This window comes from Faecalicatena contorta, from assembly GCF_003149105.1.
GTDB lineage: Bacteria > Bacillota > Clostridia > Lachnospirales > Lachnospiraceae > Muricomes > Muricomes contortus_C.
This window is the reverse complement of the sequence record NZ_QGDS01000022.1, coordinates 1-26,491: the sequence shown is the minus strand read 5'-3', so window position 1 is coordinate 26,491 and position 26,491 is coordinate 1. Positions and strand designations below refer to the sequence as shown.

Here is a 26,491-nt window from a genome sequence, read left to right as displayed (position 1 = left end):
TTCTTTAGGAAGATATATGTATGTTTTTCATTTTATCCCGCCACACAGCATATACATGCAGACACTTCTTCCGCACCTATGCTTCCGAAGTATTCTGATATTTTGAATTCCTCCAATATATTCAGCACTTCCGTGTAATGATATCTGCATCCTGTCAGCCGCTGTGCTACATCAGATGCGGGCCGCAGCGCCATAAAGTCTCCATACATCAGACATTCCTCTATCCGTCCATGGTCCACACGCATATATACCTCTACCGTACCGCCGTCATACTTTTTATAATTATGAACTGTATATTGGATTGGGTGTCCGTAAGTCCATTCCCAAACCGCATACTTTTCATCTCTGAGCTTTTGTATTTCCCGCTGTTCCCTTTCGGAAAATTCCAAAAGCGTATAAGGGTCTTCTTCCATAAACGTATGTACCAGACATTGTTTGAATTTTTCGATACTGACAGGGGATGGCAGGAAGTCCACAACATTCCCAACTCGTCCCTTCACTGATTTCACTGCCTTTGAATGAAATTTCTCACTTCTGACATTCAAGCTTTTTGCCACCACAGACAAGTCTGAATCAAACAAGATACATCCATGGTGGAGTATACGGTTTTTATGTACCCTCTGAGCTGTCCCCGACACTTTTTTACCATCAATTACAATATCATTTCTTCCGTTAAAGGATGCCTGGGCACCTAATTGGCACAGGGTATCGACAATGGGAACAACAAGCCGTTTCATCTCTTCCGCTTCTTCCCCATTCCTGTTGGTAATAAATGAATAATTAAGGTTTCCCAGGTCGTGATATACTGCACCCCCGCCTGTTGTTCTTCTAACTACACGGATACCATGCTCTTTTACATATTTTTGATTAATCTCTTCCATTGCATTCTGATGACGACCTACTACAATCGTATTCTCATTCTGCCAAAGCATCATAATGGTTCCTTCCATATAATGAGTCAGCAGATATTCCTCCAACGCAAGATTATAATAAGGATCTACAGAAGCATTGATAAACAAATAATTATTTTTCATACTTTTTCGCCACCTTATATAGTTCTGTAAAATCTTCTTTTAAATGTTTGTACAAGTTACGGTATATCTGGAAATATTCCATATAACGCTCATGGGTTGCCTGGTCCGGTTCCATGTAATCAATATATTTCACCTTTTCTTTAGCAATAGAGAAATCTTTAAATACCCCTGCAGACACTCCCGCAAGAATTGCATCTCCAAAAGGAGCACCTACCCGGTTTTCCACAAATGCCGTTGGGACATTAAATACATCTGTGATAATTCTTCTCCAGAGTTTACTTTTTGCCCCGCCTTCATTCAGAATAATCGGTGCATTTGCCTTGATTCCCTTTTCCTGCATAAGGCGGTAGTTGTCATACAGTGCATACGCAACCCCCTCCATCATTGCCCGAATCATATGCCCTTTTGTATGATGCAGAGACAGGCCGAATATAGTCCCTCTTGCATATGCATCCCAAAGGACCGTTCTTTCTCCCATGAGATAGGGAAGAACAATCAGTCCCTCACTTCCTGCCGGAATTTTTTCTGCTTCTTTGTTCATAAGGTCATAAACATCCATATCTGCCATGAGTTTCGCCGTCTCATGCTCCATCTGGCAGAAGTTGTCCCTGATGTATCTGAGCACCTGCCCTCCTGTTAACACAACTGCTATAGATATGAAATCATTACAGGAATTGGTTGTATATGCGTCATTACATACAAGGTCAATGAACTCTTCACTGTCATTTACAACCCCCATAACGCCGCATGTGCCAAGATTAATCTGAACGTCACCAGGGGTAATTGCTCCGCCGCCTACGAATCCCGCATTACAATCCACCTGTCCCGCACACACTGGTATCCCCGGCACCAGACCCAGCTCCTTCGCAGCTTTTTCCGTAACCTCTCCTACGATATGCTCACAAGGATATAATTCGGGCATAAGCGCCATATCAATCCCCAGTTTTTCCATCAGCTCTTTATCAAATTCTTTTTTACGGATATCATATGCAACACCCCAGAATCCGCCGTGGGAATAGCTCATTGCTGCAACACCGGTCATACGAAGCCTTACAAAACCATCAATCGTCAGTGTTTTCCATATCCTCTTGTAATCTTCCGGCCGGTTATTTTTCTCCCACATGATATTTACCATTGTCGGATAGTCCTCAATACGGTTCCCGTTAATCTGAAAAATCTTATCCACACCGATGTTCTCCCGCAGCCATTCCACTTCTGCAACAGCCCTCCGGTCCATCAGGTTGTAAGCCCGGTTAATCGGGTTACAGCCTTCATCCACCATAACCAGGCAAGGCTGTGCGGAAGAAATTCCAATTGCACGGACCTCTTTCGGATCTACTTTCGCCCTTTTCAGGCAATCCTTAATTGTCTCACAGGCCAGTGTCCAGTAATTTTCCGCATCATGCTCCGACCAGGATGGTTTATCTACATAGATAGGATATTCCTGAAAGGAATATGCCAATACATCCGCATTCTCATCAATGATACATGCCTTGCCTCCGCCCGTACCGTAATCCAGGCCAATCATATAACTTCCCATAATCCTTCCTCCTGCTTATGTAACTTAGGCTTGGTTTTTTCAAGCCTTAGTGACATGGGTGTTTCCTTACGCTCTATGAACACTCTTCCCAAAGCAGTCAAGAGCCGCTTCTTTTATCATCTCCGACAGGGAGGGATGGACGACAATCATTTGCTGCCATTGCTTTAGTGTCATCTTATCTTTTACTGCTGCAGAGGCAAACGCAATCATCTCAGGTGCACACTCCCCTACAATCTGAACTCCCAGCGTTGTCTGTTTTTCCCTGTCCATAATTACACGCACCATACCTTGTGCCCCCTCAGCCAGAGCCATCCCGTTCCCCATATAGGAGAACTCCCCAGATACCGTCTTAATACCCTTCTCCTGCGCTTGTGCTATACTGATTCCCACTGCCGCATAGGGAGGCGTTGTATAGATACAGCGGGGCATGATATCCAGATTTACAGGTTCAGCTTTACCAAGAATGTGATTCACCGCCGTTTCTGCTTCAGCGTAAGCAGCGTGGGCCAATTGGTATCCGCCTGCCGCATCTCCGATAGCATAAATATGGGGAATACTGGTCTGCATATATTCGTTTACTTCAATCTCCCCTTTTGTGTTGAGTGCAATACAGGCATCAATGCCTTCCAAATTTGCTTTTCTTCCGGTAGCCATCAGAACCACATCTGCATCTGCCACACCATTTTTTTCTCCCTCGTATGTAACTTGATAATAATCTTCCGCCCGTCCTATAGATTTCACCCTTGTGCCGCACAAAATATGGATATCCCGTTTCTTCAATTCTTTTGTCATGTAGGAAACTGCCGCCTCCTCCTCTCCCGGAAACAGCTTCGGCAGTACTTCTATCACTGTTACCCGAGAACCATAAGAGCAAAAGGCACTGGCCAGTTCCATCCCAATGACTCCCCCGCCGATTACAACCAATTTTTCCGGCACCTGTTCCAAAGCCAGGGCTGATGTGCTTGTAATGGTGTATTCTGCACCGGGTATTGGTATAGACAAAGGAACAGCTCCTGTGGCTATAACGATATCTTTTCCCATATAGGTCACACCGTCACACACCACTTCGCCCGCCGCCTTTACCCGGGCAAATTTCTTTATCACTGTCACCTTGTTTGCTTTCAGAAGATATTCCACGCCGCCTGTCAACTTCTTAACCACAGCCTCTCTGCCCGTCTGTATCTTCTCAAAACTAAAGAACCCGGCCTCTTTTAATATATGCTGATCCGCAAGTGCCCGTATTTTTTCAAGGGCCGCAGCCTTGTCGAGAAGATATTTCGTGGGGATACACCCTACATTCAGACAGGTTCCGCCTATATATTCCCCTTCAAACAACAATACCGACAGTCCTTCTTTAGCAGCAGAAATTGCGGCCGTATATCCCCCCGGTCCGCCTCCTACTACAATTACATCATAACTCTGCTCATTCACTGTCATCATCTCCATTCGTCATAATGTAGTTACTTTACCAGCTCATCCTTCTCTCTTGCTCAGATTCGCCAGGTTGCTTTCGGTCACAGAGCCAATGCCGGACTTTCAATTATCCGTTTCAACTCTGTCAGGAACTCTGCCCCATACGCACCATCCACTACTCTGTGGTCAAAGCTCCCCGTAATCTTCATTACCTGCACCGTCTTCCATTGCCCGTCTATGAACTCTGGTTTTTCTTCGGCAGCACCCACCGCAAGAATACATACCTCCGGAGGATTGATAATTGCATTGAACTGTGTAATTGGATACATGCCAAGATTTGATAATGTAATGGTTCCTCCGGACATTTCATCCGCCAGCAGACTGCCTTCTCTCGCCTTTCCAATATTTTGCTGATTTACCTCAGATATCTGTGCAATGGTTTTCTTATTTACCTGTTTCACTACAGGTACTACGAGACCTGCATCTACCGATACTGCAAGGCCGATATTCACATTATGATGCAAAAGGATTGCTGTATCTGTATACGATGCATTTACATATGGATATTTTCGGATCGCCGCCTCAATACACTTAAACAAAATATCATTATAAGATACTTTTTTTCCTTCTTTGTTATCATTTATCATCTTCCGCAGCGTGATGCACTGCTCCATTTTCACCTCTACGGTTGCCTGGAATGACGGAATGTTCTGAGTACTTTCCAGCATTCTGCGGGCAATTGTTTTACGCATTTGACTCAATGGAACTTCCGTATAGGAAGCGTCTGCTTTGTCCGGTTTTGCACCAGTTGATTTTGCCGGCGCCCCATCGTCCATATACTTCTCCACATCCTGGCGTTTCAAGATATCCTTTTTTACATACGCTGCAACAGCTTCCAGGGATATTCCCTCTTCTCTTGCAAGTAATTTTGCATTGGGCATTGCTTTTATATCTGACAGTGCCGGACCTGTTTCTTCCCTGGCGGGAGCTGGTGTATACAAGGCAGATGCTTTTTTGTCAATGGGCTGATACTCTTCCCGCTGAGGAGCTTCCTCCCGTCCGGTGTCCGGACTTTCTTCTTTTTGGATTTGTACATCTGCCTGAACATCAGCTTTTCTGCCTAATTTTGCTTCCACTTCCGGCAGATCGCTCTCATCTCCGATATAGGCTATGACCTTTCCCGCAGATACCCGGTCTCCTTCTTCTACCAGAAGCGCAAGTACGGTTCCTTTTGCGAAGCTCTCTACTGTAAGAGTTGCTTTATCCGTCTCAATCTCCAGCAGCATATCCCCGCGTTTTACCTTATCTCCCTTTTTCACCAGCCAGGTGCCCACGGTAGAAGTATCGGTTGTCTGCCCGCCTGCAGGCATGGTTATCTCTTTTATCATTCTCTTACACCACCTTAAAATGCTTTATTTTCACCATTTAACGCTTTAATGGTGTCTTCCACATAACGGATTACCGCCTCCTGTTCCCGCACCATAATATCCTTATCCCCGCCGCGGCCAAGCACATCATTGGGATCCATCTTGTCCACATCATGTTCTGTAAAATATGCTTTCATGGTATTCAAAGCCACTCTCTTCATTCCCGTTCCGAAGTTGACCTTTGCAACCCCCATCTCCGCCGCTTTAGATAAATCTTCATGGGAAATACTGGTTCCACCGTGAAGTACCAGCGGTATATCTATTTTCTCCGCCAGATTCCGCAAGGAGTCAAAATTAAGAGTTACCATTCCATCCTCTTTCAAATGGCAGTTTCCTACCGCCACGGCTACCGTATCAATGCCGGTTTCTTCTACAAATTGGCGGCAGATTTCCGGGTCAGTATCCTCACCTTCATGTAATTTTCCTGTCTCTGAGTTAAAAAGCGGAAGTTCTCCTACTTCACCCTCCACAGCAACTCCCTTCGCATGAGCCTTCTCCACAATTCTCTTTTGAATCTGTGTCAGCTCCTGAAGAGGAAGGGCTTCCGATGCAAATACAGGTGCAAACATAACCATATCAAATCCAACTTGCGCTGCCTGTATGACCATCTCTTCATCATCAGATTCATTGAGCAGTAAAGCTACCGGCACACTTGCTTCCTCCGCAATCTTGGCGAGCATAGCCTGATACACTGTAACGCTCTCTTTATAAGCTCTTTTAGGTTCTCCTATGTAAGTTCCGCATACTCCGATCATGATAGGAGACTTCATGTTCTCGGCAGCTCTTACCATAGCAAGAGTAGATTCCAGGTTCCAGCTTTCAAAATATCCTACTGCATACTTGTGTTTTAATGCATGTTCCATTAATTCTTTTACTTTCACTCTGCTCATAATGCGTACCCTCCTAGAATTTTGCCAGTTCGCGTGCTGTATCTGTAATCCGTTTGGTGGATGGAATCACAAAATCCTCCATTGGAGAAGCGAACGGTGTCGGTGTGTCATAAGCTGCTACAACCTTAATCGGTGCATCCAAGTCAAAGATATTAAATTCTGCAAAATGAGATGCTACCTGAGCTCCCCATCCATTCGTATAAGTATCTTCATGTACAATTAATAGTTTCCCTGTTTTCTTCACAGATTTTTCTACTGTCTCATAGTCAAAGGGCAGCAGACTTCTTGGGTCAATAACCTCACAGCTAATTCCTTCCGCCTCCAAAAGTTGTGCCGCTTCCTGTGCCCGGTAGCTCATCAGAAGGTTTGCCACAATTGTAACATCTTTTCCTTCCCTCCGGATTACCGCTTTTCCAAATTCTACTGTGTAATCTTCATCCGGCACTTCTCCCGAAGCCTTGATTGCATCTTTTTCTTTTCTCTTACTGCCGTACAGCAACTTATGCTCAAACACAAGCACCGGGTTGTCATCCCGAATAGCCTGCTTCATCATACCTTTTGCATCATAGGGGGTAGATGGGCAGATTACTTTCAATCCAGGTACATGAGTAAAATAACTTTCCAGACTCTGTGCATGCTGTGCGCCTCGATTGCTTGCTCCGCAGGGTGCCCTTAAAACCATAGGTACGTGTACCGTTCCGCCGGACATATAACACATTTTGGCCGCCTGATTTACAATCTGGTCCATCATACAGAATAAAAAGTCTCCATACTGAAGGTCTGCTACCGGGCGCATCCCTGTAATCCCGGCACCTACACACACACCGCCGATTAAGATTTCTGAAATAGGGGTGTTCACTACCCGCTCCGGGCCAAACTCTTCCGTCAACCCCTTTGTAACGGTAAAGGCCCCGCCCATTCCGCCGTCGATATCCTCATCTTCTCCAATACAGAAGACAGTTTTATCTCTTCTCATTTCTTCTTTGATTGCTTGCTTTAAAGCATCTGCAATTGACATCTCCGCCATTATGCATTTCCTCCTTCCCAATATACATATCTGCTCACAACCATGAACAGATATGTCGCAAGCCCATGAAAATCGCTTTTGGCGATGGGGCTTGCTATCACATGTTCCACGTTTTCACAGGCCCTGTGCAGTAAATGCACAGTTCTGTACTGAACAATTACTCCCAATATACATTTCTAAGCGCAGCTTCCGGTTCCGGATCCTTGCTGTTCTGAGCGTATTCCACCTCTGCTTCAATTTCCGCCATAACGGCCTCTTCTACCTTTACCAGCTCCTCTTCCGAAGCAACCGCTTCCTCAAGGATACGTTTTCTAAAAGACTGAATCGGATCTCTGGAAAACCATTCCTGTTCCTCTTCTTTTGTACGGTATCCGCAAGCATCATTTCTGGAATGCCCGCCAATCCGATAGGTCTTCAACTCCAGAATGGTCGGACCTTCTCCTTTTCTGGCACGTTCAATTGCCCTTTGCGCCGCCTCATTTACCGCCAGTACATCATTGCCGTCAACCACCTCGCCCGGAATGTCATAGGCACAGGCTCTTCCTGCCGCCACATCCTCCAGATTGCATGTCATCTTAATCGACGTGGTCGCCGAGTACAGGTTATTCTCACATACATAAACTACTGGAAGCTTCCATACTGCTGCGGCATTCAAGGCTTCGTGAAAAGCCCCTTCATTGCTGGCTCCATCGCCAAAGAAACACACTGCCACATTGTCAGTCTTTAACATTTTGCAGCGAAGCGCCACGCCTGCTGCTATAGGAAGATTTCCTCCTACGATGGCATTGGCTGTAATTGCCCCTACAGAAATGTCACCGGTATGCATAGCTCCGCCTTTTCCTTTGCAGCAGCCTTCCGCCTTTCCGAACATTTCACACATCATGGACCGCAGGGTCACACCCTTGGCAAGGTCATGTCCTGCCGGACGGTGGGTTGTAAGAATATAATCCTCCTTTCCCAGATCATATATCATCCCAACCGCACATGCTTCCTGCCCATGGGACTGATGAATTGTTCCCGGCATAATCCCTTCCAGAAACAGGTAATAAATAGTCTCTTCATACTGGCGTATCAGGTACATATCTCTATACATACCCAGCGCCCGTTCTTTCTCAGGCATCTTCATCATCTTCCTTCTCTCCTTCATAAAAAGTGTTCTTAAATTTATATGTTTATTGTAGCTTTAAAAAGTTATACTTTCAACATTTCCGCCCCTCTGCAATGTTCGAATTGAAATATATTTACCTCTATTATTGTTCGTTTTCACACATTTATTTCTATTTTCTATTGATTAAACACTCATATTGTTATACTATAACCATAGAAACCGGATGTTTCCCCAACAAAAAGGAGAGCATTATGAAAAAAGAACGTCACGCACAGATTATTGAGCTATTAGAAAACCGCATGGTGTGCACTTCACGAGAACTGGCAGAGGAATTGAACTGCAGCGAAATGACCATACGCAGAGATTTAAACGAACTAGAAAGCATGGAACTAATACGGCGCAAACACGGCTGTGCGTTTCTTGTTAAGGCTGCAAAACCCAATTACTTTCACGAGCAAATTGATGAGTATCAGTATGAAAAAGAAGCCATTGCCAGGGCTGCCCTGCATTTCATACATCCCTACAGCGTTATCTGCATAGATTCGGGTACCACCGCTCATACGGTATCCCGTTTCTTGCCGGATAACATCCCTTTATCTGTCATTACCTCCAACCTGATGTCTGCCATAGAACTATCGTCCAAGGAAAATATACAGACCTATCTGGTAGGCGGGATGCTGTATCACCGGACCAAGTCCATTATGACAGAATCCAAAGAAGCACTCTTCCAGCACCCTGCTGATGTTGCATTTATTTCCTGCAGAGCTTTTCGGATTCCCGGGGGCGCCTTTGAGCACACATACCCCTTGGTGGAAACCAAGAAATCTCTTGTTTCTATTGCCCGGAAAACAGTACTGCTCATTGACCACACAAAGTGTGAGCACACTTCTCTCTGCAATTCGATACCACTGAACCAGATAGATGCGATTATAACGGACAATAAAACTTCTCCGGAAATCATTCAAAAAGCGGTGGGGCTAAAAAAAGAAGTCATCATTGTAGACCCGGAAACTTCCGGGGTTGTCCATCATTACAATAAAAAGTAAAAAGCAAAAACCACCCTGTAACTTTAAATAGCCCGCAATTTAATGCTAAGGGTGGTTCCCGCTTTTTTCACAGCTTCAGCCTGGGAGTCTGGCAATCCAGACTCGTTACACTTACTCCTCTATGTAATTTCTCCCCGCTACAAGAACACTGCCTTTTCTATCCTCCTCCGGCACAAAGCCGTCATCGCTCCATGCAGTAATCCTGATTTCATTATCTTCTTCCACTTCCACAATATTCAAAGCAGCATTTCCAATTGGTTTTACATTCCACATTTCATTAATCCGTTTCCCTTCAAAGTGGATAAGCAGCAGCGTCAGGCATATCATATGAGACGTCATGAGAATGGTTTTTCCACGGTTGGCATCTACAATTCGGAAAAACGCATCTACAATACGTTCCGACACTTCCAAAAAGGTATCTCCACCCTCAATCCGGAGCTCTTCCGGCCTGCTGCCCCAAAGTGCAATCTGTCCGGGGTATCGTTCCTCTACTTCTCTTCCATCCAATCCTTCCCACTTTCCGCAGCTAATTTCTCTTAGTCCGGCATCTGTATGAATTTCAAGAGTTCTGTCACCTCGGATAATTTCTGCCGTTTCACAAGCCCTCTTCATAGGGCTGGAATAGATCACTTCTATATGCTCATCCTTTAGGGCATCCTGGGCATACCCTGCCTGTCTTCTTCCTTTTTCATTCAGTGGAAGGTCTACACTTCCAAGAAACTTACATAACACATTCCATTCTGTCTCACCGTGACGCACCATGATTACTTTTGTCTTCATAAAACTCCCCCTCTATTCCCCCTTTGCTTCCGTCTGGGTACACTGGTCCGCAAGCCAGGATTTCACATTATCCCTTGTCACAAGCAGACGCATCTCATCTTCCGGCACCGCTTTCAGCAGAAGTTCTGCATTGGCAAATTTATATTCCTTTGCGTATTCCCCAAGGGCCGTCTGGAAATCTTCGTCATTAGGCTTCAGCGCATGTTTTAATGCAATCACATTTGCGATCAGTTCCTGCTTTGTGGAAGCCTCTGCCGCTTTCTTCAGGTCTGCCTCTGACATATTAAGGGCCTTCAGATATTCTTCATATTCCATCCCAGCTTCCGAAGCGTAGACTTCATACTGTGTCTTCAGGTTTTCCAACACTTCCTCTATCCGGCCCTCGGGGTATTTCTTAACCTCTGATTGATCAATCACTTTTTCCCATACTGCATTCTCTAACTCTGCCCTTGCTGCCTTTTCTTTTGCGGAAGCAATCTGTTTCCGCAATTCTTCCCGGTACTGCTCTACGGTTTTAGATTTATGAGATAAGGTTTCCTGCACAATCTCATCCGTAATCTCTGTATCCTCAGGCAAATCATGCTCTGCCGTATATCCTTTCATCATACGGGCTACCACTTTATCAACGTCTTCCTCTGTTGTCTTCTCAGGCTCAACCCTTTCTACCTCAATCTCCTTATACTCATTTACAGTTACATATTTATCTGACAGCTTTCCTGAGCATCCGGCCAGCAAAACCGTTATGAAGACTTCCAATATAATTACTATCAACTTTTTCATAATACACCTGCCTGACTAATAGAATAATTTCCTATTACACAAATGGGGACAGCCCCTTCCGGACAAGAAGAGACTGCCCCCCTGTATAAAGAACGAGCGAATTCTCTCCCTTTACACCATTTTTACGACGGATTTGATTACATCGTCTTTATGATTCAAACTATATTCAATTGCTTCCATACAATCTTTAAAGTCAAATATATGAGACACTACCGCCTTCAAAGGAACCGCCCCGGATGCCACTGCTGCAATTGCTGTCGGATATAAATTTCTGTAACGGTATACAGAATACACGGTTCCTTCCATTGCATTTAAGGTTGCAGTATCCAGTTCCAGTACCGGTTCAGGGGAAACGCCTACAAGTGTTACTTTTCCAGCTCTCCGAATCAGCTTACAGCTCTGCAGTGTGGTATATCTGCTTCCGGCACACTCATACACCTGGTCTACGCCTCCTCCCGGAAGGGTTTTTGCAAATTCCACAATATCCTCTATTTTTCCGTTAAATACTCTCGTTGCCCCTACTTCCTTTGCTTTTTCCAGACGCTTATCCATTACATCCACTGCATAGATTTCACTCACGCCTCTCGCTTTTAAGGACATAATTGTAACAAGCCCGATGCATCCGCACCCTAATACAATGGCAGATTCACCAATCTTTGCATTTGACAGCTCACACGCATGCATCCCAACGGATAAAGGCTCTATCAGCGCACCTTCCATTGTATCCACATTTTCAGGAAGTTTAAAGCACATACTTGCGCTGTGTGTGCAGTATTCCGAAAATACACCGTCCTTTTCCTCTGGAATAGCCATGAACTTTACATACCGGCACAGATTATAATGGCCCTTTCGGCAGTCTTCACACTGTCCGCAGGGAACTCCCGGTTCAATGGCAACTTTATCACCAATTTCAAAGCCCTCCACATCCTCGCCAATGGCCGTTACTACCCCGCCCGGCTCATGACCAAGCACGAGAGGCCCTTCCGGTACCCAGTTTCCCAGACGCCCCTCATCATAAAAATGAAGGTCAGAACCGCATACCCCCACATATTCAAGCTTAATCTGCAGCTCTCCTTTGTTTGGCTGTGGAATGTCATATTCTGCCCATTCCAGCTTCTTCGCACCTGTCATCACACAAACTTTCATTTTTCCTTCCATGTTATTTACCTCTCTTCTTTAAAATCCTTCTGTCTGCTTTGTTGTCAATACTTTGGAAACTGCTTCTTTCCATCCGCCATATTTTTTGTTTCTTACCGCCCCATCCATCTGGGGCTCATATTTCTTACGGTTCAATTTCTGAAATATGCTTTCATCCCACACGCCAAGCGCAAGGCCCGCCGCATATGCGGGACCGATTCCAGACAACTCTTCCGAGTCCGGCACCTGTACCACTGCTTCTGCAATGTCGCTTTGGAACTGCATCAGATAACTGTTCCTTGTAGGCCCGCCGTCCACACGCAGTTCTTCTACTTTCACCCCTGCATCTTCACTCATGGCCTTCACAATGTCCGTAATCTGGTATGCGATACATTCCACGCCTGCCCTTACTACTTCTGCTTTTCCTGTAGTTCTTGTCATTCCCAGCACAGCGGCTGCGGCATGACTATCCCAATAAGGAGCACCCAGCCCCGAAAATGCCGGAATAAGATATACCGAATCATCTGTTACCGCCTCTTTTGCAAGCTCCTGTGTCTCTCCCGGCGACTGAATCAGTTTTAGGTCATCCTTCATCCAGGTAATCACAGCTCCTGTATAATTTAGGTTTCCTTCCAAAACATAATTCACTTTTCCACTCATACTCCACGCCAGAGAAGTCACTACACCATGAGTGCTCAGTACAGGGGTTTCTCCGATATTCATCATAATGGAGGAACCCGTACCGTAAGTGGATTTAATCATCCCCTGATACAAACACCCCTGCCCAAACAGAGACCCATGGGAATCTCCCAGCACTCCATGGATTGGTACAGGATGGGATAAAAGCCCCTCAAAATCTGTATCCCCGAATTTTGAATTGGAATCACATACTTCTGCCAGGTTTTCAGGGCGAATCCCAAACAATTTGCATATGTACTCATCCCACTTCAACTCAAAGATATTAAACAGCTGGGTGCGGGATGCATTGGAATAATCTGTTTTATAGGACCTGCCCCCGGTCAGTTTATAGATAAGCCAGCTGTCAATAGTTCCGTGGCAGATTTTCCCTGCATCAGCATTTTCCTTTGCCCCCTTTACATTTTCCAGTATCCATGCAATCTTAGATGCAGGAAAATAAGGAGAAAGATTCATTCCCGTAGACTCACGGATCCGATCCGCCTCGCCCATTTTTTCCACCCGGTCACAAATGTCCGCTGCCCTGGCACACTGCCATACAATCGCTTCGCCGATTGGCGTCCCGGTTGCCCGGTCCCATGCAAGAGATGTTTCTCGTTGATTACTGATACCTACGCCTGCAATACACTCATCGTCAATTCCCGATTCCTCTACCAGCCTTTTTACAACCTCAATTGTATTTTTGTAGATTTCCTCCGGGTCATGAGATACCCAGCCTTTCTCGTTTACAATCTGGCTGTGGGATTTGTCGGTGCGTTTCATAAGGCTGCCGCTCTCATCAAAAAGCAGCGCCTTTGTGCCTTGGGTACTCTGGTCTATGCTGATAATATACTTCTGCATTATTTTCCGCTCCCAATACAAGACTTTACTGTATCCGCAATACCTTGAGCATTCAGCCCGTAGTAGTCAAATACTTCTTTGGATGTTCCCGTAATAACCGGAGCATCCGGCAAAGAAAGATTTACAACCTTTTTCGGGCATTCACTGCTTATCACCTGGCTGACCATAGAACCAAGGCCTCCAAAAGGTGCGTGTTCTTCTACTGTAACCACTGCCTTTGCATTCTCCGCGGCTTTTACAACTGCTGCTTTATCCAGCGGCTTTACGCAGTACATATCCAAGACAGTTGCGCTGATGCCTTCTTCTTTTAGCAGCGCCGCTGCATCTGCTGCCGGTTTTACCATTTCTCCGCAGGCAACGATTGCCACATCGCTGCCTTCTGCGATAACCGTTGCTTTGTCCATTTCAAACGGCACATTTTCTTCTTCGTATACGTCGTCAACCGCATTGCGCCCTACACGGATGTATGCAGGTTTTTCATCTTCCAGCAATGCTTTTATTAAAAGCCCTGTCTGAAACCTGTCGCTCGGAAGATAGACTCTCATATTCGGTACCGCAGACATTGCTGCAATATCCTGGGCAGAGTGATGGGTCATGCCCAGAGCACCATAGCTTACACCGCCGCTGATTCCTATTAACTTTACATTGGTGTTGGAATACGCCACATCCACTTTACACTGCTCATAACTTCTGGTAGATAAGAAACAGGCCGGTGATACTGAATATGCTTTCTTTCCGCATCTTGCAAGCCCTGCCGAAATACTTACCAGATTCTGCTCCGCAATGCCCGTCTCCAGAAACTGGTCCGGAAATTCGTCTGCAAACGGTGCAAAAGATGCACTTCCTCTGGAATCACTGCAGAGCGCCACTATATCCTTGTCTGTTTTAGCAGCTTCCATCAATACTTCACATATCACTTGTTTGTTTGCAATCTTAGCCATGAAGCGCCGCCTCCTTTCTCTCCGCCAAATCTTTTCTGATCTGAGCCAGTTCTTCCGCATTTGGAACTCTGTGATGCCAGTTTACTTTATTCTCCATAACAGGAGATCCTTTCCCCTTTACTGTGTTGGCAATCAGTACCGTCGGTTTTCCTTTTACCGCCTTTGCCTCTTCAAAAGCCTCGTGAAGCTGGTCGATATCATTTCCGTCTGCCACATCAATGACATTCCAGCCAAAGGCTGCGAATCTCTGATACAGATCATCATGTGCCATTACATCTTCCGTCCCCCCGGAAATCTGCAGCCGGTTTCTGTCCACTACTGCGCAGAGGTTATCCAGTTTATAATGACTTCCCGACATAAATCCTTCCCACACAGAACCTTCCGCCAGTTCTCCATCTCCCATTACCGTATATACACGATAATCCTGTCCGTTCATTTTCCCGGCAAGCGCCATTCCTACAGAAACCGGAAGTCCATGCCCCAGAGAGCCGGAATTCATTTCAACTCCCGGAATCTTATTATTCGGATGCCCGATGAACTTGGAGCCAAATTTACTAAATGTAGATACCAGCTCTTCCTTCTCAAAAAAGCCTTTCTCTGCAAGCACCGCATAATATGCTTCTACAGAATGTCCTTTGCTCATTACAAACTTGTCGCGGTCAGGGTCATCCTGGTTCTCCGGGCTTATATTCATCTGTCTGAAGTAGAGTTCCGTCAGAATATCAATTACACTCATATCACCGCCTGTATGCCCTGCTTTTCCCTCTACGATTACGTCGATTACCGTTTCTCTTAGTTTATAAGCCAATGCTTTTAGATTTTCCATGGCAATGTCCTTTCTTATCTTTGAATCTACAGTTTATTTTCTTTTCACCAGACGTACCACCTTTTCACGCAGTATAGGGTTTTCCTTCATTGCATCAATTACTACCGCAATCAGAACCACACCGCCTGTAACAACAGTCTCCCAGTAAGAAGATACTCTCAGCAGTGTAATAGAGGTAGAAATCGTACCACTCAGCAGACCACCGATTACAGTACCTACCACTCCGCCGACACCGCCAGTCATGGATGTTCCTCCAAGTACGGTAGCAGTTACAGACGGCATTACCCAGTTTGCTCCTATACTCGCCTGGAAAGACGCCAGTTTACAAGTCATCAATACACCTGCAGTAGCTGCCAAAAGACCGCTCAGACAGTATACAAGCATTTCTACCCTCTCCGTTTTGATGCCTACAATTTTTGCACAGTTTCTGTTGCCGCCCAGTGCAAAGATGTGACGCCCAAATTTTGTACGCTTCAGCATAATCGTCAGGATGATACAGATGACCACCATAATAATTGAAACTGTAGGAATGATTCCGCCGATAACTCCGTTTGCGATAAACTGTGCGTTTTCCGGCACACCTACAATCGGCATACCTTTTGTGATGATATATACAATACCTTTATAAATTTCCCCGGTTGCCAATGTCACGATAAAAGGCGTGATTTTCAGATACGAGATAAAAAAGCCGTTTATTGCGCCGAAGAAAAGTCCAAGCAGACAGGAAATAATAATTGCAAGATATGCATTCATGCCCATTTCTACCATAAAGGTTGCTGCAAACATACTGCATACGGAACCTACTGCCGCCACTGAAAGGTCAATACCCCCGGTCAGAAGTACAAGCGTCTGCCCAAAGCTGACAATAATAATGAATGATGCCGCACGTGTCAGCGTGCTGATGTTATATGCCGTAAAAAAGTTTCCTGTTGTAATATGTACCATTGCACCTACAAGAATGGTTACAATCAGAACCATACCTGCAGTGGACTTAATGAAATCTACTGTCTTTTTTCCCATTTCTATTCCCTCCTACCGAAACGCCACTTTCAAAACGTCTTCTTCTGTGGTCATATCTACATCCTCAATATACCCTTTAATTTTCCCCTGGTGCACAACCATAACCCGGTCCGCAAGTGCCAGCACCTCTTCCATCTCAGAAGATATTACGACTACGGCTACACCGTTGTCTGCCAGTTCACGTACAAGCTGATGAATTTCTCCCTTGGCATTCACATCAATACCGCGGGTGGGCTCATCCATAATCAGCATCTTAATTCCCTTTGCCATCCAGCGCGCAACGATTACCTTCTGCTGGTTTCCGCCGCTTAGGTTTTTAATCAATTGCTCCTGCCCTGCAGTTTTAATCTTAAACTTTGCAATATAATCACCTGCAATTTGAGATGCCTGTTTAAAATCAATCAATCCGTTTTTCTTGAGATTGTCATAAGAAGGAAGCATCATATTTTCCAAAACGGACATTCCCGGTGTAATACCATCATGACGGCGTTCTTCCGATATATACCCCATGCCGAGACGGATGGCAATACGGGGATCCTTAATATCCACTTCTTTCCCCTCAATCAATGTCTTTCCGCCAGCTTCCTTTTGGGTAATCCCAAACACAGTCTTAAAAATTTCCGTTCTTCCTGCACCTACCAGACCTGCAATACAGAGGATTTCTCCCTTTCTCACTTTGAAATTAACATCCTCGAATTCCCCTTCTCTGTTCAAGTTCTGTGCTTCAAAAAATACTTCATCGGAAACATTTCTTATGACATGCTTTGACTCCTCTACTTTCTTCCCCGCCATAGCAGTAATGATATCTTCTTTTGTCGTACCTTTCACTTCTGCCACCTTCACAAGCTGTCCATCCCTCATAATGGTCATCCTGTCAGCCTGTTCCAAAACTTCATCCAGATGATGAGTAATAAATACCATGGCAGTTCCTTCGCTTTTCAGACGCTGCATAGATTCAAACAGGGAGATTGCCTCTTTGTTCGTAAGTACTGCCGTAGGTTCATCCAAAATCAACACTCTCGGAGAATAGGCAAGCGCCCTTGCAATGGATACAAGCTGCTGGTATGCGGCAGATAATCTTTTTACCTTTTGTGTCACATCTATCTCAACATTTAAAAGTTTCAGCAATTCAACTGCATTCTTTTGCGTATCTTTCCAATCAATTAGTCCGCCTTTGGCTCTTTCATTTCCAAGAAAAATATTCTCTTCAACAGAAGCTTCGGGAATCAAATTCAATTCCTGGGGTACTAACACAATGTTTTTCCCAAAGGCGTCTTTAGGTGATGATATCTTTACTGGCTGTCCGTCCATTAAAATCTCACCTTCATCCATGATATACTGTCCGGTCAGAACATTCATCAATGTGCTCTTTCCTGCACCGTTCTCACCCAGCAGAGCATGGATTTCTCCGGGCTTTATGCTCAAATCCACTTTGTCCAGGGCTTTCGTTCCCGGGAAAGTCTTGGTGATTCCTTTCATTTCGATTACGAATTCGCTCAATTTTTTCACTTCCTCTACTATTTTTTCATCTTTTCGGTGCTGCTTTAGCGGCCATTTCCTTTATGCGCGCAGTGCGCATCCCCCGGATGGGTTTAATATAACAGAAACACAGTTTTCTATTATATTAAAATTCCACGCGACCATTGTATAATCACGTGGAATTCTATCATTATCAGCATCTGTTCAGAACCATGAACAGATACCATTATCGGTCATATGGCCGGCACGTGGTGTCATTTCAACTCAGGTCTGTTCCATTTACTTTTTATTTACCAAAGAGCATATCGATATAGGTCTCTGCCTCTGCCTGGTATACAGATGTAGAACCAACATCTGTTACTTCATCAACTTTTTCACCATCAATTGTTTTAACAGCATTGTAAATTAATTTGTATCCCATGTCATAGCAATTCTGAACCTGCGCAACATATAATGTACCATCTGCCAGGTAGTTGAATGTACGAAGGTCATGGTCCATACCACCGATGATTACTTCCCCGCTTTTGCCTGCATCTTTTACAGCCTGACATGCGCCAACAGGATTGGACATGTTGTTGCAGAGTATACCGCCAAGGTCAGGATATGCCTGCATCCAGGCTTCTGTAATTTCGATTGCCTTTTCTACGAAGTCGTTATCTCTCTGGTCATCCACTACTTCAATGTCCGGATATTTCTCTGCAGTGTCATAGAAAGCTTCCAAACGTTGTTCATGGGAAGATGCTCCAATTGTTCCTGAAAGGAAAGCAACCTGTCCTTTTCCGCCCATCTTTTCAAATACTGCTTCTGCAATTGCAGCACCGTCACCATAGTTATCATTGTTTCCTACGAAGAATGATCTCTTGGAATCCGGAACATCAGAAGATGCAAACAAAGCGACTTTCGTGCCTGCATCTACAGCCGCATCTACCGCAGGTTTTGTTGTCTCAATCTGGTTGACGTCTACAGCAACCAGGTCATATCCCTGCCCAACCGCTGTTTCAATAGAGTTCACCTGGTCAACTGCGTCCGGCTCTACCGGGGCATACCATTCATAGTCAATGGTAACACCTTTTGCTTCAAAGTCTTCTACGGCCGCTTTTACGCCAACTTCGATAGCGTCATACCAGGCATGAACTAATTTGTATGTACAATAAATCTTATATTCATCTTTTGCCGGTTCATAACTTGTGTCAAAATTCTGATCTGCAAGAGCTTCTGCATTTGGTGCACCCTCTGCGCCCTCCGCCTTTTCTGCTGTTTCTTCTGTTTTTGCCGAATCATCTGCAGGAGCTGCTGTTTCGTCATCCTTGCTTCCACATCCTGCCATAGTCAATACCATAGCTGCTGCCATTAATACACTTACAACTTTCTTTTTCATAATTTTCTCCTTTCAACCCTAGACCTGAATTCTTTCCTTTTCACATGCCATTAAACTTTTATGAAACGCTCCTCCTTTCTCTTGTTCTTGATCACTCGGAATTCTTTTAGTATATTTTTCATAAATAATAACTAAATTATTTATTTCTTATTTTTCAGAAAATTTATTCATCACTTTCAAAAATATACACTTTGACTAAGTTTTAACATAATTCCTCGTGTTTTTCGACTTTATGACTAAGTTATAGCACCTTTATACACGTATGTCAACTAAAACTTAAATAAAAAATAGTATTTTTACTAAATTAATTTTAGTAAAAATACTATCTTATCTTTCATTTTTCCAGTTTATACCAGATTTTTTACACTTTCATTAATAATTAATTTTGTTCCCAATTTATATTTCGCAGTATGTTTTCTTTTATTTCCCAGCCTCTGCATCAGTAATTCAACAGCCATTTCCCCCATCTCATCGCCAGGAAGCTGGACTGTAGTAACTTTCGGCTCAGTGAAGGAACATATGGGCCTGTTGTCAAATCCCACTACCGAAACGTCATCCGGAACTTTTATGCCATTTCTTTTAAACGCCTGTACAGCCCTGCATGCCAGAAGGTCATTATCAGCCATAAATACCGTCGGCAGATCCTTCTGCTTTTCCAGATACGCTTCGATATCCCGCTCCGTTTCTGATTCCAGGTACCCGACCTCCATAACATGCTCCGGCCTGCACTTAATCCCCCAGCGTCTCAGGCAATCCTCGAATGCATTCATACGCTCTTCAAAACATAAGATAGGCACTTTGCTTTTAATATATCCGAACTCCCTGTGCCCCATATGATACAGGTACTCGAATTCCTGGTAAATACCAAGATAATTATCTACTGTCACCGTATCTACTGCAAGGCTGGGAAAAGGATTATCCAAATACACGCAGGGAACATTCAGCCTGGTGAAGATATCCATATCTTCAGGATACATCTCAACCGCATATACAATATATCCCGCATACCTAAAATTCTCCAGCGCGACATATCTTTCATTTAACGGCATATCCTTATCGAGATACATCATCGTCATTGTATAATTATTTTTCTCAATAGCACGGTTCAGGCTTTCTGAGAGATAATTAAAAAACGGATATTCATCAATAATGGAGCCGCCGCATTTGTATATGACCAACCCGATATCCCCCCGGTTAAACCCGTTATCCTTTAAGAGATATTCGCAATCCAGCTCCATAATCTTTTTCATGATTTCTTCCCGTTTTTCCGCACCTACCCCCGGCTTGTTGTTCAAGACCAGGGATACCGTTGCCGGAGACACCCCCAACTCTCTCGCAATATCTTTCGCCTTATATTTCATTCTTTCATTTTCCTCCTGCCCTAAATCCAAGGTATCTGTTCAGAGCCATGAACAGATACGCCGCAAGCCCATGAAAATCGCCTTTGGCGATGGGGCTTGCTATTACATGTTCAACGTTTTCACACGGACTGTGCAGTAAATGCACAATCCTGTACTGAACAGTTACAATCCAAGTATGTCTCGGCATACTCATTCTGACATCACATATTTTTATCGGGTATCTTGTTTACTTTTAAATTTTGAGAAACCTCTTGTAATTTTGCAAAAGAGTTGTTTTCCATCTTTTGAAGTACACCCATATAGATTACATCCAACATCGCCTGTTCTGCAACCCTGCGGGCAATAATTTCTTTATCCACGGTTGTGTCCGTAGTCACATTGTACAGAACAATATCCGAATATTTTGTCAGTTCAGATTTTCCTGCCTTTGTAATGCACACTGTCACAGCCCCTCTTTCCCTGGCAATCCGCATGGACTCTACTACTTGTTTCGTCCTGCCGCTGTGGGAAATCGCAATCGCCACATCGCCCACCCCCATATTGCAGGCATTTACAATCTGTACATCAGCATCACTATCCGCATAACAGTCATATCCGATTCTCCTGAACCGGAGGCTGGCATAACTGCACGGAAACATTGCATCTCCTATGGCAAAAAAGCAGATTTTTCTTGCTGATGCTATTACTTCACAGGCACTCTCGTACTCCTCCACCGCAGCAACTTCCAATGTTTTTTTCAAGTTTAATATATTTAGTTTAAATACATTCTCAATAATCTGGCCCATTCCATGGTCTGCACCAAGATGGACAGATTCTTCCTTTGCCGGAGGATATGAAAGCTGTGCCTCAAGCAGCAATTTAAACTCTGCATAACCAGATACACCAACCGTTTTGCATAACCGCACAATCGTAGCTTCTCCGCACCCGCACCTTTTTGCAAGCTTTTGCAGCGGCATCTTTATCACTTCCTTAGGGGATGCCAGTACAAATTCTGCTACTCTTTTTTCCGCTGCTGTCAGGCTCGGAAGGAGAAACTCAGTGGTTGCCAATATATTGCGTCCATTCTCAATCGCTTTCATTTCCATATGTCTCCTATCCTATGTTCTCGTTTTTATTATCCTACTTTTTTACTCCGTTTTCAATGCATTGTTTTTGGAGTTTATACATCCCATATATCAATATATATTAGACATATTGCCAGTTTATATCATTTATATTCTGTGATTTATTATATAATTTTCAGTATTTACAATCCACTTTTATTGTTATATACTCGGAGTAAATACTTAATTTTACAAAATACTTTTTAGAAAGGATCTTCAAAATGAAAAAATCATTCCGGGCAACCCTCATTGACGCTGTACTGAAAAATGCCGAAGATTACCCTAATCTCGTTGTTTTAAATGCAGATTCAGCAAGGGCACTTAAATTAACCGACTTTACCGCCGCTTATCCTGACCGTATGTATGGATTCGGAATCAGTGAGGCAGACATGCTCTGCACTGCCGCAGGCATGGCCGCTGCAGGATTAATCCCTGTAGTAGTCGGTTTTTCCATGTTTGTCTCCGAAAAACCTTTTGAGCAAATCCGTCAGGCAATTGCTTATCCAGACCTCAATGTCAAAATTATCGCCACCCACAGTGGACTGTGTGTAGGGCAGGACGGCGCAACCCATCAGGCATTGGAAGATATTGCAATTATGCGGAGCCTGCCAAATTTTAAAGTGTTTGCGGCTGCCGATGTCACAGAGACAAAAGCAGCCATTCATGCAATGCTCAAACACAACGGGCCTGCCTATCTCCGGTTGGGCAGGGATTTGGCAGAAGATATTTTCAGCGGTGATAAAAGTTTTGTTCCCGGAGGTGCCGATATATTAAGAGACGGCGGAGATGTTACAATTGCAGCCTGCGGTCTGATGACAGAACAGGCACTGATTGCTGCCTCTGCTCTGAGGATGGAGAAAATTTACGCTTCTGTACTGAATCTGTATTCCATCAAGCCTCTTCCGGAAACTCTGCTGTATGAAAAAGCCAGAAAAACGGGGGCTTTTGTCACAGCAGAAGACCACAGTATTATCGGCGGATTGGGCGGAGCCATCTGCGAATATCTGTCTGGCATCTGCCCCGTTCCGATTCAAAGAGTAGGTGTAAACGATCATTTTGGAGAGTCCGGTACCCAGTATGAGCTGTACGAAAAATACGGTTTAACCGCAGACCATATTATTGCAGCAGCTAAACGAGCAATTGGTATGAAAAGGTAGGTGAGGATGATGTGCAGAAACATAGATGAGTTAAAGATAAAAGCAAACACTATACGAAAAGACATACTGGAAATGATTTATAATATCCAGTCCGGGCATTTGGGCGGCTCTTTTTCTATGGTGGAAATATTGACCGCCCTCTATTTCGGTGAAATGAACTATGAGCCAAAGAATCCCTCTTCTCCCGCCCGGGACCGTTTTATTCTTTCCAAGGGGCATACAGCCCCAGCCCTATATGCCACGCTGGCAAACGCAGGATTTTTTCCAAAGGAAAAGCTGCTTACTTCCTTCCGGCGCATTGATTCCATGCTCCAGGGACACCCTGACATGAACAAAACACCAGGGGTAGAGATGACCAGCGGTTCCCTGGGAATCGGCCTGTCCGCTGCCAATGGAATGGCTCTCGCTTTGCGTTACCAAAACATAGATGCAAGAGTCTATTGTATGATTGGAGACGGAGAACTAAACGAAGGCCAGATCTGGGAAGCTGCATCTACTGCTTCACATTATCATCTGGACAATCTTGTAGTTTTTGTGGATATCAATGGTCTTCAGAATGATGCAGAAACTGTAAATGTAAAGGATATGCTGGATATCAGAACCAAATGGGAAGCCTTTGGATTTCACACTTTGGAAATAGACGGGCATGATTTTCCAGAGATTTTCACAGCACTGGATAATGCCAGAGCCTGCAAGGGATTTCCAACCGCTATTCTTTCCCACACCATCAAGGGAAAAGGAGTCTCCTTTATGGAAAACGAAATAGCATTCCACGGCAAAACTCCTACATCAGAAGATTACAGAAATGGAATGAAAGAATTAAATTCTTAATCAGGGAGGATTTCCTTATGAGTAATCATATCTTTATCGGATGCGACATTGGAACATCCGGGACAAAAGCAGTAGCCGCAGACAGCAGCGGAAACATTTTAGCTCAGGCCGCTGAGACTTATTCTATTATCCAGCTTCATAACAATTGGGCAGAGCAGGAGCCTGATGTATGGCTTGAGGCAGCCGTTTCAACTCTCCGCTCTGTAATTGAACAGCTTCCCTCAGGTACAGATATTTCCTCTATCTGTATCAGTGCCTTGTATGGCGGAACGGGAGTAATGTGCGACGAACATATGAACTCCATACGCCCTCCTCTTATCTGGATGGACCGCCGCGCAGAACAGGAAAGCAGCCATATTAGAAGCACCCTGGGTGAAGAGCTATTATTTAAGACAACCGGAAATGGCATAGATTCTTATTTTGGTTTCACAAAGCTTCTCTGGGTCCAAAAGAACGAACCAGAAAACTGGGCAAAAATAAAACACATCCTTCCCATTCACAGTTATATCATCTATAAAATGACCGGACAACTCTGTGTAGATTACTGTTCTGCCGGAAATATGGGAGGAATCTACGACCAGCATACTCATTCCTGGTCAGAAGAAATGTGCAGCAAATTAAACATCCCTTATTCTGCCCTCCCCTCTGATTTTCACAATCCCAGTGACGTCATCGGAATGCTGAACAAAGACTTTCAGAGAAAGCTGGGGCTTGACCATCCCGTTGCCATGTGTACAGGGACCGTGGACTGTATTGCGTCAATGTTAAGCGCAGGCATTGTACACCCGGGGGACAACGCTGCCGTTCTTGGGACTTCTCTGAACTGGGGACTGGTGCATGGAGATAAGCTCAAGGACCCCACCCTTGTTTCCATGCCTTATTGTATCACTCCCCGGCAGCTCAACTATACTTACGGAGGCGCTTCCACCGCAGGCGCCCTGCCCAGATGGTTTGCCGCTCAGTTTATGGATTCTGACTCTCTTCTGGCATACCAGGAACTGGAGGCTTCCATTGCCCGCCAGAATATTGCCCCAGGTGCAGAAGGACTAGTCCTCCTCCCTTACTTTATGGGAGAACGCACACCCATCTGGGATGAAAATGCCACAGGCGTATTATTCGGACTGACCCTGTCACATACAAAAGCACATATTTACCGGGCAGTACTGGAGTCTGTTGCCTATTCCCTGCTTCATATCATAGAATCTATGACAGGCGGCTCCCTGGCAGTTCAAAAAATCGTTTTAGTTGGAGGCGGTGCCCGTTCAGAGCTTTGGAAACAAATTTTTGCAGATGTCACCGGGCTGCCTGTTTATACTCCAATACAGGACATCGAAGCACCTCTGGGGGATGCTTTTCTGGCGGCGGTCGGAAGCGGATCCATCAGGGAATACAGCGTGATAGAATCCTGGATTACAATGAAACCCGCTGTTTTGCCAAACAAACAGCATCACCTGGCATATAAAGAATATTTTGAGTTATACAAGGAACTGTACCTCAAACTCAAAGAGACCATGTCCAAACGTGCCGGAATGCTCAAGCCAGATCTCCCGCAGTAAGTTGCAGGGAATGAAAATGAAAAGGAGAATGCGATTATGAAAGTTGATTTTACCAAAGTTGTAGAACTAAGCCACCGTATGGTTCCAAGAGAAGAACCCTTCAACCTCCAGACCTGGGTATATGATGTGGATCTGCTGGGAGAACGCGGAGAACCTCACAGTCCCGGGACATGGTATGTGACCGGAGATGTTGCCTTTTCCACACATTGCGGAACCCATGTAGAATTTCCGCTTCATCATGTAGAAGGCGGAATGAATGCTGCCAATTTTCCATTGACAAATCTGATTGGGGAAGCTGTAGTTTTAGATTTCACAGATAAAAAGGCCGGAGATTGTATGACCTTAGAAGAATTCAAAGCCTATGGCGAGCGAATTAAAGAAGGAGATATCGTGTTTTTACATACCGGACTGGATAAAAACTGGCGCACTGATAACTGGGAGCCATATCCCTATATTGCATGTGATGCTATGGAATGGCTGATTAAAGAAAAGAAAATTATTGCAATCGGAACTGACGCAACTTCCCTTGAAAACTTTACCCTGGCCGACCAGCCAAATCACAACCTTATTTTTAATAACAACCTCGCCATGGTGGAATCACTGACAAATCTGGATAAAATCAAGGATGAGAGAACTCTTGTATTTATGCTTCCCTTAAAAATCACAGGGATCGAAGCATGCCCATGCCGGATTATAGCCATCAGGGACGGGGGAATTATATAATATAAGCTCTTATATTTACAAAGCAGGCCAGAGGGTATAAGTCCTCTGGCCATTTATCACACTATAGACAGCACGATAGGGAGTGTAAGATAGAGTGTGTAAGTTCAAAATGAACTTCACACTCTGTTTTTTTGTCAGGATATGTTAAACTAAACAACAGAGAAAAGGAAGGATAGAACTACTATGGCAAGAAGAAAACGTGACCCTAAAAAAGATGCACTGGTACAGGCAATACTGAATCAGTACCAACCGGAAAACGTCGGAGACATGCAGGATGCTTTGAAAGATATCTTCGGCCCTATGTTTGAATCAATGCTTCAGGGAGAAATGAAAGATCATCTGGGTTATGAGAGTAATGACCGACAGGAAAAGGAGGGGACAAACCGCAGAAATGGATA

General features: G+C 44.5%; 25 protein-coding genes. 6 read left to right on the top strand and 19 right to left on the bottom strand.

Annotation, left to right across the window (positions count from 1 at the left end; all coding sequences use genetic code 11):
* Positions 1-32 precede the first annotated feature (32 nt).
* The 7 genes from A8805_RS20310 to A8805_RS20280 all read right to left on the bottom strand — a co-directional run bounded on the left by A8805_RS20310 (position 33) and on the right by A8805_RS20280 (position 8,460).
* Positions 33-1,034 carry a lipoate--protein ligase gene (locus tag A8805_RS20310; RefSeq protein ID WP_109714543.1) on the bottom strand — a complete coding sequence of 334 codons (1,002 nt, stop codon included), beginning with the start codon at positions 1,032-1,034 and terminating at the stop codon, positions 33-35.
* Complete coding sequence (locus A8805_RS20305) at positions 1,024-2,574, bottom strand: FGGY-family carbohydrate kinase (RefSeq protein WP_109714542.1); 1,551 nt, start codon at positions 2,572-2,574, stop codon at positions 1,024-1,026. Before A8805_RS20305 ends, A8805_RS20310 begins: the two co-directional genes overlap by 11 nt.
* Before the next feature lie 66 nt (positions 2,575-2,640).
* Positions 2,641-4,020 carry a dihydrolipoyl dehydrogenase gene (gene lpdA, locus A8805_RS20300; protein WP_109714541.1) on the bottom strand — a complete coding sequence of 460 codons (1,380 nt, stop codon included), beginning with the start codon at positions 4,018-4,020 and terminating at the stop codon, positions 2,641-2,643.
* A gap of 68 nt (positions 4,021-4,088) precedes the next feature.
* Positions 4,089-5,375: a dihydrolipoamide acetyltransferase family protein gene (locus A8805_RS20295; RefSeq protein WP_109714540.1), complete on the bottom strand. Its 1,287-nt coding sequence runs from the start codon at positions 5,373-5,375 to the stop codon at positions 4,089-4,091.
* Between the two features lie 14 nt (positions 5,376-5,389).
* Positions 5,390-6,304 (bottom strand): class II fructose-bisphosphate aldolase, encoded by a 915-nt coding sequence (locus A8805_RS20290; RefSeq protein ID WP_109714539.1) that lies wholly within the window; start codon positions 6,302-6,304, stop codon positions 5,390-5,392.
* A gap of 13 nt (positions 6,305-6,317) precedes the next feature.
* A complete protein-coding gene (locus A8805_RS20285; protein ID WP_109714538.1) occupies positions 6,318-7,331 on the bottom strand; it encodes an alpha-ketoacid dehydrogenase subunit beta in 1,014 nt (337 codons plus the stop codon).
* A 157-nt stretch (positions 7,332-7,488) separates the two neighbouring features.
* Positions 7,489-8,460 carry a thiamine pyrophosphate-dependent dehydrogenase E1 component subunit alpha gene (locus A8805_RS20280; protein ID WP_109714537.1) on the bottom strand — a complete coding sequence of 324 codons (972 nt, stop codon included), beginning with the start codon at positions 8,458-8,460 and terminating at the stop codon, positions 7,489-7,491.
* Between the two features lie 230 nt (positions 8,461-8,690).
* Between A8805_RS20280 and A8805_RS20275 the strand changes: the two genes are divergently transcribed.
* Positions 8,691-9,485, top strand: a complete 795-nt coding sequence (locus A8805_RS20275) for a DeoR/GlpR family DNA-binding transcription regulator (RefSeq protein WP_109714536.1) — start codon at positions 8,691-8,693, stop codon at positions 9,483-9,485.
* A 111-nt stretch (positions 9,486-9,596) separates the two neighbouring features.
* Here A8805_RS20275 and A8805_RS20270 read toward each other — a convergent pair whose 3' ends face one another.
* The 12 genes from A8805_RS20270 to A8805_RS20215 form a co-directional block, all read right to left on the bottom strand.
* Complete coding sequence (locus A8805_RS20270) at positions 9,597-10,265, bottom strand: histidine phosphatase family protein (protein ID WP_109714535.1); 669 nt, start codon at positions 10,263-10,265, stop codon at positions 9,597-9,599.
* A gap of 12 nt (positions 10,266-10,277) precedes the next feature.
* Positions 10,278-11,045, bottom strand: a complete 768-nt coding sequence (locus A8805_RS20265) for a hypothetical protein (protein ID WP_109714534.1) — start codon at positions 11,043-11,045, stop codon at positions 10,278-10,280.
* 111 nt (positions 11,046-11,156) lie between these two features.
* The gene (locus tag A8805_RS20260) at positions 11,157-12,203 is read right to left on the bottom strand and encodes an NAD(P)-dependent alcohol dehydrogenase (protein WP_109714533.1); all 1,047 of its coding nucleotides are present in this window, start codon (positions 12,201-12,203) and stop codon (positions 11,157-11,159) included.
* 18 nt (positions 12,204-12,221) lie between these two features.
* Positions 12,222-13,721 (bottom strand): FGGY-family carbohydrate kinase, encoded by a 1,500-nt coding sequence (locus A8805_RS20255; protein WP_109714568.1) that lies wholly within the window; start codon positions 13,719-13,721, stop codon positions 12,222-12,224.
* Entirely contained in the window at positions 13,718-14,659 is a 942-nt protein-coding gene (locus tag A8805_RS20250; RefSeq protein ID WP_109714532.1) for a transketolase family protein, read from the bottom strand. Before A8805_RS20250 ends, A8805_RS20255 begins: the two co-directional genes overlap by 4 nt.
* Positions 14,652-15,485, bottom strand: a complete 834-nt coding sequence (locus tag A8805_RS20245; RefSeq protein WP_109714531.1) for a transketolase — start codon at positions 15,483-15,485, stop codon at positions 14,652-14,654. The genes A8805_RS20250 and A8805_RS20245 overlap by 8 nt, the downstream gene beginning before the upstream one ends.
* Before the next feature lie 33 nt (positions 15,486-15,518).
* Positions 15,519-16,505, bottom strand: coding sequence for an ABC transporter permease (locus tag A8805_RS20240; RefSeq protein ID WP_109714530.1), 987 nt, complete (start codon positions 16,503-16,505; stop codon positions 15,519-15,521).
* 12 nt (positions 16,506-16,517) lie between these two features.
* On the bottom strand, positions 16,518-18,014 hold the full coding sequence (locus tag A8805_RS20235) for a sugar ABC transporter ATP-binding protein (protein ID WP_242992516.1): 1,497 nt from the start codon (positions 18,012-18,014) through the stop codon (positions 16,518-16,520).
* A gap of 256 nt (positions 18,015-18,270) precedes the next feature.
* Positions 18,271-19,362 carry a substrate-binding domain-containing protein gene (locus A8805_RS20230; RefSeq protein WP_109714528.1) on the bottom strand — a complete coding sequence of 364 codons (1,092 nt, stop codon included), beginning with the start codon at positions 19,360-19,362 and terminating at the stop codon, positions 18,271-18,273.
* Between the two features lie 347 nt (positions 19,363-19,709).
* Entirely contained in the window at positions 19,710-20,723 is a 1,014-nt protein-coding gene (locus A8805_RS20225) for a LacI family DNA-binding transcriptional regulator (protein WP_109714527.1), read from the bottom strand.
* Positions 20,724-20,727: 4 nt separating this feature from the next.
* Positions 20,728-20,916 (bottom strand): hypothetical protein, encoded by a 189-nt coding sequence (locus A8805_RS22405; protein ID WP_109714526.1) that lies wholly within the window; start codon positions 20,914-20,916, stop codon positions 20,728-20,730.
* A 7-nt stretch (positions 20,917-20,923) separates the two neighbouring features.
* Positions 20,924-21,802, bottom strand: a complete 879-nt coding sequence (locus tag A8805_RS20215; RefSeq protein WP_181392939.1) for a MurR/RpiR family transcriptional regulator — start codon at positions 21,800-21,802, stop codon at positions 20,924-20,926.
* A gap of 245 nt (positions 21,803-22,047) precedes the next feature.
* Between A8805_RS20215 and A8805_RS20210 the strand changes: the two genes are divergently transcribed.
* The 5 genes from A8805_RS20210 to A8805_RS20190 form a co-directional block, all read left to right on the top strand.
* Complete coding sequence (locus A8805_RS20210; protein WP_109714524.1) at positions 22,048-22,983, top strand: transketolase family protein; 936 nt, start codon at positions 22,048-22,050, stop codon at positions 22,981-22,983.
* A 9-nt stretch (positions 22,984-22,992) separates the two neighbouring features.
* Complete coding sequence (locus A8805_RS20205; protein WP_109714523.1) at positions 22,993-23,814, top strand: transketolase; 822 nt, start codon at positions 22,993-22,995, stop codon at positions 23,812-23,814.
* A 17-nt stretch (positions 23,815-23,831) separates the two neighbouring features.
* Positions 23,832-25,370, top strand: a complete 1,539-nt coding sequence (locus tag A8805_RS20200; RefSeq protein WP_109714522.1) for an FGGY-family carbohydrate kinase — start codon at positions 23,832-23,834, stop codon at positions 25,368-25,370.
* Positions 25,371-25,406: 36 nt separating this feature from the next.
* On the top strand, positions 25,407-26,093 hold the full coding sequence (locus A8805_RS20195; protein ID WP_109714521.1) for a cyclase family protein: 687 nt from the start codon (positions 25,407-25,409) through the stop codon (positions 26,091-26,093).
* 183 nt (positions 26,094-26,276) lie between these two features.
* The coding region (locus A8805_RS20190) for a transposase (protein WP_181392938.1) at positions 26,277-26,491 on the top strand (215 nt) is incomplete at its 3' end.

What these genes read in the sequence shown, in the direction of transcription:
- A8805_RS20310 (WP_109714543.1), bottom strand. Translation starts at nt 1,034, where the DNA reads ATGAAAAATAATTATTTGTTTATCAATGCTTCTGTAGATCCTTATTAT.
- A8805_RS20305 (WP_109714542.1), bottom strand. Translation starts at nt 2,574, where the DNA reads ATGGGAAGTTATATGATTGGCCTGGATTACGGTACGGGCGGAGGCAAG.
- lpdA (WP_109714541.1), bottom strand. Translation starts at nt 4,020, where the DNA reads ATGGAGATGATGACAGTGAATGAGCAGAGTTATGATGTAATTGTAGTA.
- A8805_RS20295 (WP_109714540.1), bottom strand. Translation starts at nt 5,375, where the DNA reads ATGATAAAAGAGATAACCATGCCTGCAGGCGGGCAGACAACCGATACT.
- A8805_RS20290 (WP_109714539.1), bottom strand. Translation starts at nt 6,304, where the DNA reads ATGAGCAGAGTGAAAGTAAAAGAATTAATGGAACATGCATTAAAACAC.
- A8805_RS20285 (WP_109714538.1), bottom strand. Translation starts at nt 7,331, where the DNA reads ATGGCGGAGATGTCAATTGCAGATGCTTTAAAGCAAGCAATCAAAGAA.
- A8805_RS20280 (WP_109714537.1), bottom strand. Translation starts at nt 8,460, where the DNA reads ATGATGAAGATGCCTGAGAAAGAACGGGCGCTGGGTATGTATAGAGAT.
- A8805_RS20275 (WP_109714536.1), top strand. Translation starts at nt 8,691, where the DNA reads ATGAAAAAAGAACGTCACGCACAGATTATTGAGCTATTAGAAAACCGC.
- A8805_RS20270 (WP_109714535.1), bottom strand. Translation starts at nt 10,265, where the DNA reads ATGAAGACAAAAGTAATCATGGTGCGTCACGGTGAGACAGAATGGAAT.
- A8805_RS20265 (WP_109714534.1), bottom strand. Translation starts at nt 11,045, where the DNA reads ATGAAAAAGTTGATAGTAATTATATTGGAAGTCTTCATAACGGTTTTG.
- A8805_RS20260 (WP_109714533.1), bottom strand. Translation starts at nt 12,203, where the DNA reads ATGGAAGGAAAAATGAAAGTTTGTGTGATGACAGGTGCGAAGAAGCTG.
- A8805_RS20250 (WP_109714532.1), bottom strand. Translation starts at nt 14,659, where the DNA reads ATGGCTAAGATTGCAAACAAACAAGTGATATGTGAAGTATTGATGGAA.
- A8805_RS20245 (WP_109714531.1), bottom strand. Translation starts at nt 15,485, where the DNA reads ATGGAAAATCTAAAAGCATTGGCTTATAAACTAAGAGAAACGGTAATC.
- A8805_RS20240 (WP_109714530.1), bottom strand. Translation starts at nt 16,505, where the DNA reads ATGGGAAAAAAGACAGTAGATTTCATTAAGTCCACTGCAGGTATGGTT.
- A8805_RS20230 (WP_109714528.1), bottom strand. Translation starts at nt 19,362, where the DNA reads ATGAAAAAGAAAGTTGTAAGTGTATTAATGGCAGCAGCTATGGTATTG.
- A8805_RS20225 (WP_109714527.1), bottom strand. Translation starts at nt 20,723, where the DNA reads ATGAAATATAAGGCGAAAGATATTGCGAGAGAGTTGGGGGTGTCTCCG.
- A8805_RS22405 (WP_109714526.1), bottom strand. Translation starts at nt 20,916, where the DNA reads ATGAGTATGCCGAGACATACTTGGATTGTAACTGTTCAGTACAGGATT.
- A8805_RS20215 (WP_181392939.1), bottom strand. Translation starts at nt 21,802, where the DNA reads ATGAAAGCGATTGAGAATGGACGCAATATATTGGCAACCACTGAGTTT.
- A8805_RS20210 (WP_109714524.1), top strand. Translation starts at nt 22,048, where the DNA reads ATGAAAAAATCATTCCGGGCAACCCTCATTGACGCTGTACTGAAAAAT.
- A8805_RS20205 (WP_109714523.1), top strand. Translation starts at nt 22,993, where the DNA reads ATGTGCAGAAACATAGATGAGTTAAAGATAAAAGCAAACACTATACGA.
- A8805_RS20200 (WP_109714522.1), top strand. Translation starts at nt 23,832, where the DNA reads ATGAGTAATCATATCTTTATCGGATGCGACATTGGAACATCCGGGACA.
- A8805_RS20195 (WP_109714521.1), top strand. Translation starts at nt 25,407, where the DNA reads ATGAAAGTTGATTTTACCAAAGTTGTAGAACTAAGCCACCGTATGGTT.